Origin of the sequence: Bacillus sp. FDAARGOS_235 (assembly GCF_002073415.2) — a bacterium.
Taxonomy (GTDB): Bacteria; Bacillota; Bacilli; order Bacillales; family Bacillaceae_G; genus Bacillus_A; species Bacillus_A toyonensis.
The window spans coordinates 3,451,164-3,467,124 of the sequence record NZ_CP020437.2 but is presented as its reverse complement, the minus strand read 5'-3'; the positions used below and the strand labels follow the sequence as shown (position 1 = coordinate 3,467,124).

The 15,961-nt window shown below is 36.7% G+C and carries 18 protein-coding genes; 6 read left to right on the top strand and 12 right to left on the bottom strand.

Going from position 1 to position 15,961, the window contains the following annotated elements; all coding sequences use genetic code 11:
* Positions 1 to 70: 70 nt before the first annotated feature.
* A complete protein-coding gene (locus A6J74_RS19805; protein ID WP_001104199.1) occupies positions 71 to 1,795 on the bottom strand; it encodes a phospho-sugar mutase in 1,725 nt (574 codons plus the stop codon).
* A 143-nt stretch (positions 1,796 to 1,938) separates the two neighbouring features.
* On the opposite strand from A6J74_RS19805, the gene cdaS reads away from it, so the two are divergent.
* A complete protein-coding gene (gene cdaS / locus A6J74_RS19800; protein WP_001158744.1) occupies positions 1,939 to 2,544 on the top strand; it encodes a sporulation-specific diadenylate cyclase CdaS in 606 nt (201 codons plus the stop codon).
* Positions 2,545 to 2,691: 147 nt separating this feature from the next.
* Here the strand turns inward: cdaS and pepA are convergent, their stop codons facing one another.
* The 5 genes from pepA to A6J74_RS19775 all read right to left on the bottom strand — a co-directional run bounded on the left by pepA (position 2,692) and on the right by A6J74_RS19775 (position 7,341).
* A complete protein-coding gene (gene pepA / locus A6J74_RS19795; protein ID WP_000487963.1) occupies positions 2,692 to 4,176 on the bottom strand; it encodes a cytosol aminopeptidase in 1,485 nt (494 codons plus the stop codon).
* A gap of 299 nt (positions 4,177 to 4,475) precedes the next feature.
* Positions 4,476 to 5,102, bottom strand: coding sequence for a 3D domain-containing protein (locus A6J74_RS19790; RefSeq protein WP_000920107.1), 627 nt, complete (start codon positions 5,100 to 5,102; stop codon positions 4,476 to 4,478).
* A gap of 86 nt (positions 5,103 to 5,188) precedes the next feature.
* On the bottom strand, positions 5,189 to 5,506 hold the full coding sequence (locus A6J74_RS19785) for a YuiB family protein (protein WP_000027018.1): 318 nt from the start codon (positions 5,504 to 5,506) through the stop codon (positions 5,189 to 5,191).
* Entirely contained in the window at positions 5,503 to 6,009 is a 507-nt protein-coding gene (locus tag A6J74_RS19780; RefSeq protein WP_000415305.1) for an NUDIX hydrolase, read from the bottom strand. The genes A6J74_RS19785 and A6J74_RS19780 overlap by 4 nt, the downstream gene beginning before the upstream one ends.
* Positions 6,010 to 6,132: 123 nt before the next feature.
* Positions 6,133 to 7,341 carry an NAD(P)/FAD-dependent oxidoreductase gene (locus A6J74_RS19775; RefSeq protein WP_000856608.1) on the bottom strand — a complete coding sequence of 403 codons (1,209 nt, stop codon included), beginning with the start codon at positions 7,339 to 7,341 and terminating at the stop codon, positions 6,133 to 6,135.
* Between the two features lie 462 nt (positions 7,342 to 7,803).
* Between A6J74_RS19775 and A6J74_RS19770 the strand changes: the two genes are divergently transcribed.
* From A6J74_RS19770 to A6J74_RS19755, 3 genes are all read left to right on the top strand, one after another.
* Positions 7,804 to 8,793, top strand: a complete 990-nt coding sequence (locus tag A6J74_RS19770; RefSeq protein ID WP_000829781.1) for an NAD(P)/FAD-dependent oxidoreductase — start codon at positions 7,804 to 7,806, stop codon at positions 8,791 to 8,793.
* 150 nt (positions 8,794 to 8,943) lie between these two features.
* Positions 8,944 to 9,423, top strand: a complete 480-nt coding sequence (locus A6J74_RS19765; protein ID WP_000606663.1) for a GyrI-like domain-containing protein — start codon at positions 8,944 to 8,946, stop codon at positions 9,421 to 9,423.
* A 319-nt stretch (positions 9,424 to 9,742) separates the two neighbouring features.
* Positions 9,743 to 10,990, top strand: a complete 1,248-nt coding sequence (locus A6J74_RS19755; RefSeq protein WP_000391933.1) for an MFS transporter — start codon at positions 9,743 to 9,745, stop codon at positions 10,988 to 10,990.
* A gap of 17 nt (positions 10,991 to 11,007) precedes the next feature.
* Here the strand turns inward: A6J74_RS19755 and A6J74_RS19750 are convergent, their stop codons facing one another.
* On the bottom strand, positions 11,008 to 11,889 hold the full coding sequence (locus tag A6J74_RS19750; protein ID WP_000535231.1) for a helix-turn-helix domain-containing protein: 882 nt from the start codon (positions 11,887 to 11,889) through the stop codon (positions 11,008 to 11,010).
* Positions 11,890 to 11,969: 80 nt separating this feature from the next.
* Between A6J74_RS19750 and A6J74_RS19745 the strand changes: the two genes are divergently transcribed.
* Positions 11,970 to 12,431 (top strand): 2-thiouracil desulfurase family protein, encoded by a 462-nt coding sequence (locus A6J74_RS19745; protein ID WP_000635478.1) that lies wholly within the window; start codon positions 11,970 to 11,972, stop codon positions 12,429 to 12,431.
* A gap of 28 nt (positions 12,432 to 12,459) precedes the next feature.
* Here A6J74_RS19745 and A6J74_RS19740 read toward each other — a convergent pair whose 3' ends face one another.
* On the bottom strand, positions 12,460 to 12,813 hold the full coding sequence (locus tag A6J74_RS19740; RefSeq protein ID WP_000833123.1) for a YxeA family protein: 354 nt from the start codon (positions 12,811 to 12,813) through the stop codon (positions 12,460 to 12,462).
* Between the two features lie 106 nt (positions 12,814 to 12,919).
* Entirely contained in the window at positions 12,920 to 13,018 is a 99-nt protein-coding gene (locus A6J74_RS19735; protein ID WP_225893378.1) for a methyltransferase, read from the bottom strand.
* 229 nt (positions 13,019 to 13,247) lie between these two features.
* Between A6J74_RS19735 and A6J74_RS19725 the strand changes: the two genes are divergently transcribed.
* Positions 13,248 to 13,811 (top strand): GNAT family N-acetyltransferase, encoded by a 564-nt coding sequence (locus A6J74_RS19725; protein ID WP_001068187.1) that lies wholly within the window; start codon positions 13,248 to 13,250, stop codon positions 13,809 to 13,811.
* 151 nt (positions 13,812 to 13,962) lie between these two features.
* Here A6J74_RS19725 and A6J74_RS19720 read toward each other — a convergent pair whose 3' ends face one another.
* From A6J74_RS19720 to A6J74_RS19710, 3 genes are all read right to left on the bottom strand, one after another.
* Positions 13,963 to 14,316, bottom strand: a complete 354-nt coding sequence (locus tag A6J74_RS19720; protein ID WP_000573824.1) for a HesB/IscA family protein — start codon at positions 14,314 to 14,316, stop codon at positions 13,963 to 13,965.
* 41 nt (positions 14,317 to 14,357) lie between these two features.
* Entirely contained in the window at positions 14,358 to 15,224 is an 867-nt protein-coding gene (gene dapF, locus A6J74_RS19715) for a diaminopimelate epimerase (RefSeq protein WP_000077373.1), read from the bottom strand.
* A 239-nt stretch (positions 15,225 to 15,463) separates the two neighbouring features.
* Positions 15,464 to 15,703, bottom strand: a complete 240-nt coding sequence (locus A6J74_RS19710) for a YuzB family protein (RefSeq protein WP_000595027.1) — start codon at positions 15,701 to 15,703, stop codon at positions 15,464 to 15,466.
* Positions 15,704 to 15,961 lie beyond the last annotated feature (258 nt).

Here is a 15,961-nt window from a genome sequence, read left to right as displayed (position 1 = left end):
TATTTCCTTACATAGAACAAAAGGGAAGTTTTGCTTCCCTTTTGTTCTGACTACCTAAAATTAATTTATATTATAAACGATTCATAATATCTTCTTTAATAGTAAGTAACTTTTGTTCACTATTTTGTAAAGAATTATCTTTTACACCAAAGTAAAACTTGATTTTCGGCTCTGTTCCAGATGGACGTAAGCAGAACCAAGAACCATCTTCTAATTGATATTTTAACACATTTGATTTCGGTAAGTGAATCTCTTCTTTATGTCCATCTTGTAAAGATGTAACGATGCTTGCTTTATAGTCTTCAACCGCTACGACTGTTAAGCCCGCTACTTCTTTCGGAGGATTTTCACGGAATGTCGCCATCATCTCTTGAATTTGTTCCGCTCCATCTTTCCCTTTTAACGTTAATGACACAAGATCTTCACGGAAGAAACCGTACTTCTCAAATACTTCTAATAAACCATCATATAACGTTTTACCTTGTGATTTGTAGTATGCAGCTACTTCACATGCAAATAAAACAGACTGTACCGCATCTTTATCACGGCAGAATGGACGGATTAAATAACCATAGCTTTCCTCATAACCGAATTGGAATTCATATTGTCCGCTTTCTTCATACTGTTTAATTTTCTCACCAATAAATTTAAATCCAGTTAACGTATCAACTGTATCTAAACCGTATGCTTTTGCAATTGTACGACCAATTTCAGACGTTACGATTGTTTTTAATACAACACCGTTCTCTGGAAGCGTTCCGTTTTCTTTCTTTTGAGATAGTAAGTAATCAAGCATTAATGCACCTGTTTGGTTACCAGTTAATACTTGGAACTCACCATCATGATTACGAACTGCTACACCTAGACGGTCTGCATCAGGGTCTGTTGCGATTAGCACATCTGCACCAATTTTTTCACCGTCACGAATTGCATATTCAAACGCTGCATGCTCTTCTGGGTTCGGTGATTTTACTGTAGAGAAGTTTGGATCTGGTAACTCTTGCTCTTTTACAACCGTTACATCTGTAAATCCAACTTCCTCTAAACCACGGCGTACAGAAAGATTTGATGTTCCGTGTAATGGTGTAAAGACGATTTTTAAGTCTTTCCCTACCTTTTGTACCATTTCTTTATTAATAATGACATCGTTCAATTCTGCAGCATATGCATCATCTACTTCTTGTCCAATAATATGTAATAAACCGTCAGCTTTTAATTGCTCTACATCAGCTACTTCAACTGTTAATTCATCTTCTACTGCATTTACGTAACTAATTAACTCATCAGCTTCTTTTGGAGGCAACTGTCCACCATCGTCACCATATACTTTATAACCATTATATTCAGGCGGATTATGGCTTGCCGTAAGAACGATTCCACTTACTGTATGTAAATGACGAACTGCGAAAGAAAGCACCGGCGTTGGGCGTAAGCTTTCAAATACATATGTTTTAATACCATGTGCACCAAGTGTTGCAGCTACTTCCATTGCAAATTCAGGTGATTTATGACGAGAATCATATGCTACAACAACACCACGTTCCTTTGCTTCTTCACCTAATTTTTCAATAAATTTCGCTAATCCTTGTGTCGCTTTACGAACTGTATATACATTTAATCGGTTCGTACCAGCACCAAGTTCACCACGCATACCACCTGTACCGAACTCTAAATTTTTATAAAAGCTATCCTCAATTTTCTTCTCATCTTGCTTCATGTTTTCTAGCTGTTCTTTTAATTCTACGTCTAATTCTGCATATGAAAGCCAGCGACTAAATTCTTGTTTCCAATTCATATCTCTATCTCCTCCCGCTTGTCATACCTTTATTATATGAAAAAAACAACCTGTATCTCAATATTTTATAAAATATAGCAGGATTTTACTAGGAATATTTGTATACACTATGGTTAAATACTCCACCAAAGGGAATGAGGATTATGCAAGAATGGGGCTTGTCCGAAGAGCTCAAAATACAAACAAAGCAAATGATTGAAAGCGCTGAAAAAGAATTATCTATTATGAGGCAAGCGATTGATAAAGAAGATGAATGTATTTTATGTAAAATGGAAGAGATTCATCATATGTTGGCAAATGTACAAACATTGGCAGCTACATACTATATTCAGGCGTATTTATCACCTTATACAGAAAGCTCACATTTTATCACAACTGCTGTCCAACATTTAAGTGCCCGCAAACACGGTGCTCTTATCGTTGTGGAACGAAACGAGACGCTTGAATCTTGTATTCAAACTGGCACAACATTAAACGCTCATTTAACTGCACCGTTACTCGAATCAATTTTTTATCCAGGTAATCCTCTTCATGACGGAGCCGTTCTCGTTAAAAATAATCATATTGTTTCAGCAGCTAATATTCTTCCGTTAACGAAAAGTATGGAAGTTGATCCTGAACTAGGAACACGTCACAGAGCTGCAATTGGCTTATCAGAAAAAAGTGACGCACTTATTTTAGTTGTCTCTGAAGAAACAGGACGTACTTCCTTTGCTTTAAGCGGGACGTTATATACGATTTCTTTATAAGACGAGCCTTTCACTATGCCACACGTTTTTAAACAGCATAATAGTAAATGAAGTTGTATCGACTTACCGACAAAAACTGATCACACTCGTACCATATCAATAAGAAAAGACTGCCTCAAATGTTTGAGACAGTCTTTTCTTCAAAAATTATTCTTCCCCGAAACGCTCAACAAGTGTTGCAAGTGTACGTACCATTGCACCTGTTGCCCCGGCCGGCCCTAAATCATTTGCTCCTGATGTTTCAGATGTTCCAGCGATATCTAAGTGTACCCACGGTGTATCTTCAGCAAATTCACCTAGGAATGTACCTGCCATAACCGCATGCCCTTCACGGCCTGGTGAGTTATTTAAATCAGCAAACTTACTGTTTCGAACGCGTTCTTTATCACGATCAAAAATCGGTAATTGCCAAATTGATTCATCCGTTTCCATAGAAGCTTCTAGTACTTGCTCAAACAACTCTTCATTGTTTGTCATTGCGCCTGTCGTATGATTTCCAAGTGCAACAATTACACCGCCTGTTAATGTCGCAACATCAATAAGGTAGTTTGCACCTAGTTTTTTCGCATACGTAATACCGTCCGCTAACGCAAGGCGACCTTCTGCATCTGTATTTAATACTTCAATTGTTTTTCCGCTCATAGATGTAATTACATCGTCTGGCTTAAATGCTGTACCACTTACAACGTTATCAGTTGATGGAATAACAGCGATCACATTTTGCTCTGGGCGAAGTTCACCGATAATTTCCATCGCACCTAATACAGCAGCAGCACCTCCCATATCACCTTTCATACCGACCATGCCTTCACGTGGTTTTAAAGAATAACCACCTGTATCGTATGTGATTCCTTTTCCAACAAATCCAATGACATCTGTCCACTCTTCTTTTCCTTTATAAATAAGAGCAATCATTTTTGGCGGCTCTGTACTACCTTGGTTTACTGCAAGTAACGCACCCATACCAAGATCTTCCATCTCTTCTTTCTCAAGAACTTTATAATCCATATCATACTTTTCCGCTAACTCAACAGCATACTCAGCAAGCTTCGTCGCTGTTAATACGTTTGGCGGCATATTTACAAGTGTACGAGCCGAATTTGTTGCGCGTCCATGCACGTAGCCAACTGTTAATGCAGCTTCAATTTCCTGTGCATCTTCCGCTGTAATAGCCGTGAACTTCTCTAACTCTACACGATCCTTTTTATCTGATTTATACGTTTGTAATTCATATGTACCAAGACCTTGTACTTCTGCCGCTATATGAGCTACATCAATCACATCTAATTTCTCTGTTACGAAAGAATCAAGTAAGATTGCTGCATCTTGTACTTTTGCTGCCTGTAACGTTTTAAACGCCTTACCAAGAGCCGCACGTAACGTTTCTGTCGTATAAGATTCTTTCTTTCCTAAACCGACGAAGTAATAGCGTTTTACATTTGTTTTTCCTAAACTATGTACTTTTGAAATAGCTTTCTTCTTAGTAGAAAGTTCTTTCTCTTCTAATAAAACTTGTAATTGCCCTTCAAACGCTTTGTCCAGTTCTTGTACAAAACTACTCGTTTTCTCTTCTTCAAATAAGGCAACAATTACCGCTTCATGACCTGCTAATTCTTTTTGTACTTGAAACATGTTCAGACCCCCTAAATTTCTCTACTCTGCCTTTATTATAACTTTATTTTCGATAAAATGCGACAATTCTAACTTCTGTTACATCCTATATAAAGTGAACCTTTAATCAGTGGTGTTTTTCTTCATCCCCCACTGATCATTAGCCTTCACCAATCGGGCTTTTATGGGCAGCCCGCCCCCCGCCTAATTTCTTTGCTTTCGCTGAATTTTGAGGTGGGGGTTTTACTGCCCACAAATAGCGGGGTGATCCATCTTTCTTCTATTATCAAATAAAAAAGTCTAGCGTAATTACCACTAGACTATCTTTGTTTTAAATATTGGCCACGAAACACTTGCATCGTTTCGTCTTCATTTAACATCGTTAACTCTTCTTCTGTAAACTTACCATTTCCTACCTTAACTACATATACATTTACTTTTTTCTTACCCCATTGGCTATAAACATCTTTCACCGTATCATAATATAAATCGAGACGGTTTCCTTTTATAGCACCGCCCTTATCAGCGACAACCCCATATCCGTAATCTGGCACGAATAAAATCGTTCCAATCGGGAATACACGTAAATCCGCAGCGATTGTAGAATATAAATCCCTTTTCGCTTTAACACCTGAATATGTAATACCATACTCTGGATGTCCTGGACTCTTACCAGTTGACTCCACTCCTGACGTATAACCAGTTGCAGTCATTTCAATTGAACGATATTTAGACCAGTCGTTTGCCTGCTCTAAAGCATTTATCACTTCTTTACTCGGAGCAACATTTCTCTTAACTTCTGCTGCATGTACTTCTTTTGCACTCGTTCCCTCATATTTCTTTACAATCTCTAATAAAGAAACTCCTGTGAAAGCCTTCCATGTTACGCATAATGCGGATACAAGTAAACAAGTCATCATAATGCGAATACAATATCGTTTTAACATTTTTATATTCCACACTCCTTCATCGTTAATCATTCCCTATACGATGAAGGAATATGCAAAAAAATAATCTCCAAATTGATTGGAGATTAAAACATTTGATATCCACTCTTTCGAAGTTTCTTAATTACGATTCCTGCCAAAGCAGCACCTACTAATCCAGTAGATAAAATAAACATATCGGCTTGTCCTAAATGCGATACACTTGTCCCAAATGAAGAAAATGTTTCTTTCGGCTTTGAAAAATAATCCCATACACTCGCTTTATTAATAATAAGCATACAAACAATCGGATACACAATAACCATTACCCATGTAGCTCGCAAAATCATGTTGAGTAAAAATCCAATTCCAAAAAACAAAATAAAGAATAACATCATTGAAATAAGTAGTACCGGTATACTCACTCTTTCTCCCTCTCCTTCGCATGCGCCGTAAATACGTGATAGGCTGTATAACCAAATTGCTCTCCTGGATTTAATGTTTTGTCCATTTCAAGATGTAGTTCTGATCTTCTTTCTAGCAAATATTTAATAAGTACAGACGTATTGGGATCGTCAGCAATCGTCTCTGGATGTAAAAATGCTACTTCAGACAATTCCTTCTCCTGTACAATAATATTTTCCCCTTCAGGCTCCAAAAGGAAAATAATCATATTATCACTAATTTCATTACGAATAACGCCCGACCGAATACCTATAATCCCCTTCACATGAGCGACAATACCTGTCTCTTCTAATACTTCACGTTTCACAGCTTCATCAACCGTCTCACCTTCATTTACAAAACCAGCTGGCAAAGACCATTTCCCCTTTAATCCACTGTATTTTTTCTTAACAAATAGCCACCTGCCATCTTTTGTAGCTACTAAACCACTAACAGCTAACCAAACTTTCCCTCGTTTCTCCATGATGTAATAACCTCCTCCACCGGAACGGACAGAATATTCTTTCTTTTTTATATATTATACTATATTTTTAATATGAAAAAAGCAGAAACAGCTCTTAGCCGTTTCTGCTTTTTCTATTATATATTAAAAGAACTTTAATTTACCTTTTTTAAGAACTAATAAAGGTCCACCTAATAAGAATAGGTAACGGTTATCAATTACTTTCTTCATGAAGGAAGCTTTCCAACCTGTTAACTTTTTACCCATAACAACGCCCATTGCATCGTCATGACCTAAAGAACATACAGATCCTTTATTGTCGAATGCGAATTTTTTCATTTCGCCCTTACCACGAACTAACACAGTTAAGTTATGTGCAATGTTGTAACCTTGTTGTATTGCAATTTGTGCTGTTGGTGGGTATGGACGGTTAATTTCTTCGTTAATGATTAACGCTGCATCACCAACCATGAATACATCTTCGTATCCTGGAGCGTGCATGTACTCATCGACTTTTACACGTCCGCGCATTGCTTCAAAGCCAGACTCTTCCACAATACCGTTACCACGAACACCTGCAGCCCAAACTACTGTTTCAGACTTAATTAATTCAGTGTCATCGCCATTCGCAACGATAATACCTTCTTCAGTTGCTTCTTTAATTGCTGTACCGATGCGGAATTCTACACCTTTTTTCTCAAGTTGTTTTACAGCGTATTCTACTAACGCTGGATCGAAACCTGGAAGTGCTGTTGGAGCAGCTTCTACACAGATGATACGTGCTTTTTCACGTGGTACATTGTACTCTTTGCAAAGTTCAGGAACACGGTTTGCAAGCTCACCTACGTACTCGATACCAGTAAATCCAGCACCACCAACAACGATTGTTACTAACTCATCGCGTTGTTCAGTTGCATATTTAGCGAAACTAGCTTCCATATGCTCACGAATTTCACGAGTTGCATTAATGTTAGCGATTGAGAATGCATGCTCTTTTAATCCTGTAATTCCGAATGTTTCTGATTCGAAACCAAGACCAATTACTAAGTAGTCATACTCTAACTCGCCGTCTTTTAAGATAATGCGTTTTTCAGCAGCTTTAATTTCTACTACTGTATCTTGTACAAAGTTCACTTTATTTGTATCGATAACGTCTTGAATATCTAGACAGATTTTTTCATCTTGTAATGTACCAGCTGCACTCTCATGTAACCAAGTCGCTTGGTAGTGATAGCTGTTGTTGTTTACTAACGTAATTTCAGCTTCATTTACAGATAATGCTTTTTGCAGACGAACAGTCGTAATCATCCCGCCATAACCTGCACCTAAAACTACGATTTTTGGAGTCTTCACCAAATCACAACCCTTTTCTTTATATAATAGTAATGAAAAATAATACCAAGTACTAAAAACTCTATTTGTCAAGAATGTGGAATTTATCACATTCTATATCGTAACAAAACGCAGTCAAAAAATCGTACGAATTTTGTCATAGAAATTTAACATAATACTTCCCTATATTAGTCGGTTTTATTCCATAATTCAAGCACCTAGCGAATTATCAATATTTTAAAATAACATAGCGTTTACAAGGGTTTTTCAGCCTTTTTTTCATGTATTTTCCTTTCTGTATATTTTATACAATGTAAAAAACATCTATGCGGAAACTTACTTATAATTCAGTCGTTTTCAGAAGTATTATGAACTGAAATATGCTATCATTTATTTGAAAGTATCATCATTTGCAGGATTTTCATGTACATATGAACAATATATGAAATCAATATCAAAATTCCATCTATAGGGGGAATGAAAGTGGCAGAAAATCAAAAAGTTTACGACATAACAATTATTGGTGGTGGTCCAACTGGACTTTTCACAGCATTTTATGGCGGTATGAGACAAGCAAGTGTAAAAATCATTGAAAGCTTACCTCAACTTGGAGGACAATTATCCGCACTCTACCCTGAAAAATACATTTATGATGTAGCTGGATTCCCAAAAGTGCGTGCACAAGAGTTAGTTGATAACTTAAAAGAGCAAATGAAGAAATTTGATCCAACAGTTTGCTTAGAAGAAGCTGTTGATACGCTTGAGAAACAAGCTGACGGTATATTTAAACTTGTTACGAATAAACAAACTCACTATTCTAAATCAGTCATTATTACTGCTGGTAATGGTGCTTTCCAGCCACGCCGCTTAGAATTAGAGGGGACCGCAAAATACGAAAAGAAAAACTTACATTATTTCGTTGATGATATGAATAAATTTGCTGGCAAGCGTGTTGTTGTATTTGGCGGCGGCGACTCAGCCGTAGACTGGACGATGATGTTAGAACCGATTGCTGACAAAGTTACAATCGTTCATCGCCGTGATAAATTCCGTGCACATGAGCATAGCGTCGAAAGCTTAATGAATTCTCGTGCAGAAGTAAGCACACCGTACGTTCCAGTTGAACTTATTGGTGATGATAAAATTGAACAAGTCGTTCTTCAACACGTAAAAACAGAAGAAAAACTTATCATCGATGTTGATGACGTAATTGTAAACTACGGCTTCGTTTCTTCTCTTGGCCCAATTAAAAACTGGGGCTTAGATATACAAAAAAATAGCATTCTTGTGAATTCAAAAATGGAAACAAATATTCCTGGCATTTACGCTGCTGGTGACATTTGTACATATGAAGGAAAAGTAAAACTTATCGCTTGTGGATTTGGTGAAGCACCGACAGCAGTAAACAATGCAAAAGCTTACTTCGATCCAAACGCAAAACTTCAACCAATGCATAGCTCCAGTATGTTTTAATATAGAACTACGAAGAACCCTTTTCACATATGAAAGGGTTTCTTTTATATCTCCTCAAAAAAGTAACACTTTCTAAAAAGCTCTACTTTTCCCCAAAAACATGTTACAACAGAACAGAACAAACGTTCTTATTTAAAAGGAGGAATTTTCATGATTAACGAACCCATTATCGTAAAAAAAGAAGCTTTCCAAGCAATCGGTGTTTCTCTTACAACGACAAATGAAAAAGAGGCGTCTACTGAAGGAAAAATCCCAGGGCTTTGGAACAAATACTTCCAAGAACAAATGATGCATCACATCCCAAATCAACAAACAAAGGAAACGTTCGCTTTCTATTCAAACTACGAATCAGATGAAACTGGTACATATAAATTTACAATCGCTATGCCCGTTTCTTCATTAAAAGACGTTCCTGAAAATATGACAACTTTAACAATACCTGCCGCTACATATGCGGTATTTACATCGAGAAAAGGCCCAGTTTCTGAAGTCGTGTACGAAGCTTGGGAATACATTTGGCAATGGTCGAAAGAAAACAAACGTGCTTTTACAACAGATTTCGAACTGTATGATGAAAAAGCGGTAGACCCGAATAATGTGCAAATAGATATTTATATCGCATTAGCTTAAAGAAGATACTCTTTGGTATCTTCTTTTTTTGTCGTTAAATAGCTACTGGGCAAATTCATTATTATTGTCTACAATGAGAAAGTGCAGTATAGAAATATTAGAAACTGTATAAAGTGAAACTATACTCAGTGGGGGTTTTGTTCATCCCCCACTGAGTATTAGCCTTCACCAATCGGACGTTTACGGGCAGTTGGTCTCCCACCTAACTTCTTTGCTCGAACCGAATTTTGAGGTGGGATTTTTACTGCCCGTTAACGCAGGATAAAACGATTGTTAATAGGTTTTTTAGTTTAAATTTGTCACATAGAAAGGAAGCAATATGGAGGAACTACAACAAAATAAAACTGCTTTAGAAGGAAGCGGAAAACCGTTATTAAAAAATACGAATTTCCTTTTTCTTTGGGCAGCTACTCTTTTTTCAAGCTTTGCTTTAGCCTTTTTTACTTTTTCACAAACGTGGTACATAGCAAAAACATTAAACCTTGAGGCTTCACTCGGTGTTGTTTTCGTAGCTCTTAGTGTTCCAAGGCTTATTTTTATGATTATCGGCGGCGCTGTAGCTGATAAATTCCCGAAAAAAAATATTATGTTTTACTCCAATATTATTCGAGCGATTCTTGTCGCAACCATTCTCACATGGTTCATCGTCGGTGATGTAACACTATATACATTTGCTTTATTCGCTTTATTCTTTGGACTTGCTGATGCTTTTTTCTGGTCCGCAGATGGATCTATTCTGCCCGAACTTGTAGAAAAAAGCCGCTTAACGCAGGCAAATTCACTTACACAAATGACGAATCAAGCGTCGGTCATCTTGGGCCCTGTACTTGGTGGAATTCTCATCAAATTTACGAACTATGAAACAATCTTTTCGATTACGATTTTACTACTGATCGTTGCGGCCATACTCGTCCAAAAAATACAATTTACGATGTCAGAGCAAAAAGATACCGACAAAGGCATGTTTACTTCTATTAAAGAAGGAATCTTATATGTAAAGGAATCACCATTCCTTTCAACTTTCCTTATTTGTAGCGCCTTTCTAAACTTATTTTTAATCGGTCCGATGCAAGTCGGTTTCCCGCTCTTCGTTAAAAATGTCCTGCACGGTGATTCACTTCAGTTCAGTTACTTAGAAGCTGCTGTTGGTGGTGGAATGGCGATAGGCGCTGTCATTGTTGGTTTAAAGAATATTAATCGTAGACGCGGCCTATTTTGCATTATCATGATGCTACTGTCTGGTATATTCTTCTTATCCATTAACTTTAGTACGGTACTTTGGCAGGCATTATTAGCTGGCATGTTTTACGGTATTACAATCGCAATGGCGATCGTTCCACTTATGGCAATGATTCAAGCAACTGTAAAAGAAGAGATGATGGGGCGTGTAATGAGTTTACTTATGCTATCATCAATGGGCTTTATCCCACTCTCTTATGCATTCACATCCATTGCACTTGCAATAGGAATTCCAATCGTAACCGTTATGAAAAGCGGTGCAATCGCCGTTATCGTCTTCGTACTATTTGTAGCGATTCGTGTTCCAGTTGTAAGGAAATTCGATTAACAAGCAAGAGTCATGTATTATAAGCATGGCTCTTTTTTAAACGGATCAAATAGATGTAGTCCCTTTCTCCTCCTTAATACTGCTCCCCACTCTAATCCAACCTCAAAAAATAAATCTCGCACTGTACTGTAAAAAAGTGCCCCAATATCTTTACGAATTTCCCCATATTTATGTGCCCTCACAACACTTTTCACGCGCCAAATGAAATTTCCGTTCACTTCTTCATCAGCTAATATTTGCTCTAATAAAACACCTTGCTCTAGTAAGCCACTCTTTTTATACGCAAGTTCCACCTTACTCCAAAATATATTAATCTTCTTCGGATTACTTGTCATCGGCACCAGTGCGTATATAAAAGACTTCGGTATATCGTGACGGCAATACGTTTCATCAAGCTCATACGTTATTTTTCTTTTCTCTTTTATTTGTGGAATGTTTTTAAAAAGAATTGTTTCCCCCTCATATTTTTGCTCATTTTTACTACAGCCAGCTGCATAATCCTCACTTTCACATGCGAACATTTTCATACGGTCATCCATGCGGTCAATTGCAGATATAAGAAAAATATATAAGTTCGCACTATACCCGCCGCGCTTATGTCTTTCTTTTGTCGCAACACGCTTTATAATTCCTAGTTCCTCTAACTTTGCAATGGAGCGGCGTACTGTACGAATACTCTTTCCAACATTCGTCGCAATCGTCTCCATTAACGGACAAGCAACTCCTACTGTTTTCTGTTTCTCATTCACCGCATACTTTCCTAAAAAATGAATAATGGTAGCATCCGTTTTATTTAATTGAAATCGATAATATTTCAAAACTTGTTTTTGATATATATTAAACTCCTCTTTACTTTGAAATTCACTATATGGTTTCATTAAATTATATAAGCTTCCCATTCTTATCACCTCATTTATAAGTAAGAAGCAGGAAGAGAAATTGGCGTGATAGTTAATATTTCTTTATTGGAGATGAAAATATGATTGTAATTAGCGCTTGTTTAGGTGGTATCGCTTGTCGTTATGATGGGAATGACAATCTCGTTTCAAAAATAGAGGAACTTTTGCACAAAGAAGATACAGTCCTCATTTGTCCTGAAGTATTAGGAGGACTACCGACGCCTCGTCCTTCCGCTGAAATTATTGGTGGGAATGGCGATGACGTTTTGGACGGAAAAGCGAAAGTGATGACAAAAGATGGAGAAGATGTCACAGAAGCTTTCGTAAATGGTGCTTATAAAGCATTAGAACAACTTAAAGACTTACACCCAGAATATATTATTTTAAAAGAACGTAGTCCATCTTGTGGTAGTTCTACAATTTACACTGGAGAATTTAACGGGAATAAACAAACCGGTTACGGGGTAACAACTGCTTTATTCAAAAGACATGGATTTACAGTCATTTCAGAAGAGGATTTTGAGAATATAAAAAGGAATTGACCCTGTTCGTCAATTCCTTTTTTCTTTCTTATTTTGCACCTAATTTTTCTTTAACTTTCGCTGGAAGCTCGTCTTTTTTCACTTCTTCCCAAGCTGTTACACCTTTTTTATCTGAATTGTATACGCGTAAGAATGCTTCTTTGCGAAGATTTTTTGGAGCTGTGAATTCCAATTCTTTTTCTTCTCCACCTTTATCGAATCCTTTTAATTTATACTCGAAATATTTATGTGGCTCTCCGTTATCAAACTTCTCATTTTTTTCAATTCCATCAGCTGTAACTTGAACATAATACTCATCTTTTCCTAAACGATTAATATCACAACCAACTAACAGACTTGCAAATACAACTAAAATACTAAAAAGTGCAATGTATCTTTTCATTTCCTTCACCTCAAATGTTTTTTCTTATATTCTTATCTTAAAGCTCAGGCTTTAAAGAAGAAATTCAAAAACATGACATGAACATTACACTTTTGTAAGATAATAATTATTTCTTCACTTTAGAAATAGTCATTCCAACACCAATTGGAACGAGGACAGATTCTACCTTCGAATCAGTTGCTACTACTTCATCAAACTTCTTCATACACATCAGCCAACTTCTATTATGCAAAAGACAAAAATCGTAAGAAAATAGATAAAAAATAATAATTCCTTACTCAACCAACTAGCGATTTCGTTTTCAATATGTGAAAAGGGATTTGTAAACGATGAATTGAATATATATTTATTATTTTCTAACTTTTGGCTGAAAGTTTTTTTATTACATAAATTTCATTATTTCCTAATTTAAAGTTTTCGAGGGGAGAAATAATATGAATCCTATTTTATTAGATGTTCCGTTACAAATAGAAACAGACAAACTCATTCTTCGAGCACCACTGCAAGCAGGTGAAGGGAATGTAGTACATAAAGCTATTAAAGATTCAATTCATGAATTAAAGCAATGGTTGTCTTTATTCCAGTCCATTCCTACTGTTGAAGAAACGGAAATTCTCCTTAGAAATGCACATATAAATTTTTTGAAAAGAGAAAGCTTTCGCTATCTTATCTATCATAAGGAGACGAATAATTTTATCGGAACTGCTAGCCTTCACGCGATTGATTGGAAGGTTTCTAAATGTGAAATTGGATACTGGATTAACACCCAATTTAGTGGCAATGGATATATGACAGAAACAGTAAGTGCGTTAATAAACCTTGGATTTCAGTTATTCAAATTTAGAAGGATTGAAATAAGATGTGAACGTAATAACACAAAAAGTCGTGCGATTCCTGAAAAACTAGGCTTTGAGCTTGAAGGGATATTACGTAATGAAGATGTTTCAGCTGACGGCAAACAACTAACTGATACCTGCATCTATGCAAAGATAAATTAGATTAAGACTTTAAAACTCGTTGCACAACATATCTTGAGGCTGATTTCTAAATTTAGAAGGTGGCTTTTTGATTTTTCACGACAAAAGAAAAGACCTCCTTAACGATTGTATTCCATCGCTAAAAAGGTCTTTCTCTATTTCTGCCAAAAACTTAGCACTCTTCTGGCTTACCAGCATTCGTCGCTGTACGGAAAGATGATCCACATCCGCATGATGCGATTGCGTTTGGATTATCAATTGTGAATCCGCCGCCAAGCATCGATTGTTTATAATCAACTTTTACTCCTTTAACAATTGGAGCACTTTCTTTATCGATAACAAATTCAACACCGAAAAATTCAAGAACTGTGTCGTCTTCTTTTGGTTCTACTTCAAATCCTAAGCCGTAAGAAAGACCACTACATCCGCCGCCATGTACAGCAAGGCGCACGTACTTCTCTCCATCTTCAGCATCTTTTAACATATCTTTAATTTGAAAAGCTGCTTGTTCTGTTACTTCAATCATGAAATACACCATCCTTTCTGTTCTCATTCTATTATACATCTTTACGCTTCTATCTTGTACTCATACACTCCGCGGCAAATTACTTCCGCAGGTCCTTTCATTAACACATTTCCTTCTTCTGTCCATGCAATCATTAAATCGCCGCCAGCTAAATGAACTGTAATCTCTTTACCACGTTCCAGCTTTCCATTTAAAATAGCAGCTACAACTGCAGCACATGCTCCTGTCCCGCAAGCTTGTGTTACACCAGATCCACGTTCCCAAACACGGAAGTTCATCTCGTCATCATTCAAAATTTCGATAAATTCAACATTTGCTCGCTCTGGGAACATTTCATGTGTCTCAAGGACTGGTCCAAGTGTTGTAAGTGGCGCTTTTTCTACATCATCAACAAAAATAACCGCATGCGGATTCCCCATTGAAACAGCTGTAAATGCATAACGATGATTATTGTATAAGAAGTTTTCACGAATAAACGGTGTTTCACCTTCACCAAGCATCGGGATTTCTGCACGTGTTAAACGTGGTGCTCCCATATCGATTTTTACTAATGTAACTACACCATCTTCTACCGTTACTTCAGCCGTTACAATTCCAGCTAACGTTTCAATTGCGAAAACTGTTTCTTCTACTAGTTTATGCTCATACGCATATTTCGCTACGCAGCGTAAACCGTTGCCGCAGTTCTTCCCTTCTGAACCATCGTTATTAAACATGCGCATTTTCACCGGAGCTACGTCAGAAGGACAAATTAAAATCATTCCATCTGCCCCAATACCAGTATTAATATTTGAAACTTTTTCCGCCACAAGAGCTAAATCTTCTTCAAGAATTTGTTCCTCAAACATATTTACATATATATAACTATTGCCAAGACCATGCATTTTTGTAAAAGAAAATTGGCTCATTTGTATTCACTCCAAAAATAATTTTTTATTTTAAGTATAGAATGCATGCTTTTAGAACACAATATGAATGTCCCCCGTTTCTCATATTTGACAACATTTGGCGATGAGCCATTCTTGCACAAATTGTGTAGGAAAAAAGCCCTTCTAAAAGGGCCTTTTTTTATTTATATTCCGTATTATCCTACCCTGCGAAATAATATTTTACCTAATGGAAAAAGGTGCTGCCCATTCGCAACACCTTAAAACATTGGATTTTCATCCAGATACTCATATACATTATTAACAAGCTCTTCTACTGTCGATCCTTGTACTACTTCACCATTCACAAGGGCAAATGGGCCTTCAAAACAAATACCACAATATCCTAAGCATCCATACTCCATTACATCTAAATTCGGATCTTTTTCTAATTTCTCTAAAGCTGCTTGTGAACCACTCGCGAGGTTACCTACACAAAATTCAATTAACGGTTTAATCAAAATTATCCCCCCTGTACTACAAAACAAATTACCTTCTGACTTCATCTATAAGAAGAAAACTAAGCTGTTTCTTGTTGTTTTCATTACACTTACTAAACTATTCAATTCCTTCACTGTTTCACTTCAAAGCAAATATTCTTTTCTATATAAATATATTCACAACACTGCTTTTCGGCCTTCATAATGAAATAGTAACTAGAAAAGGAAAACAGTTTACTTTACTTTTCTTCTTATTGTACAACAGAGTATTCATTCATG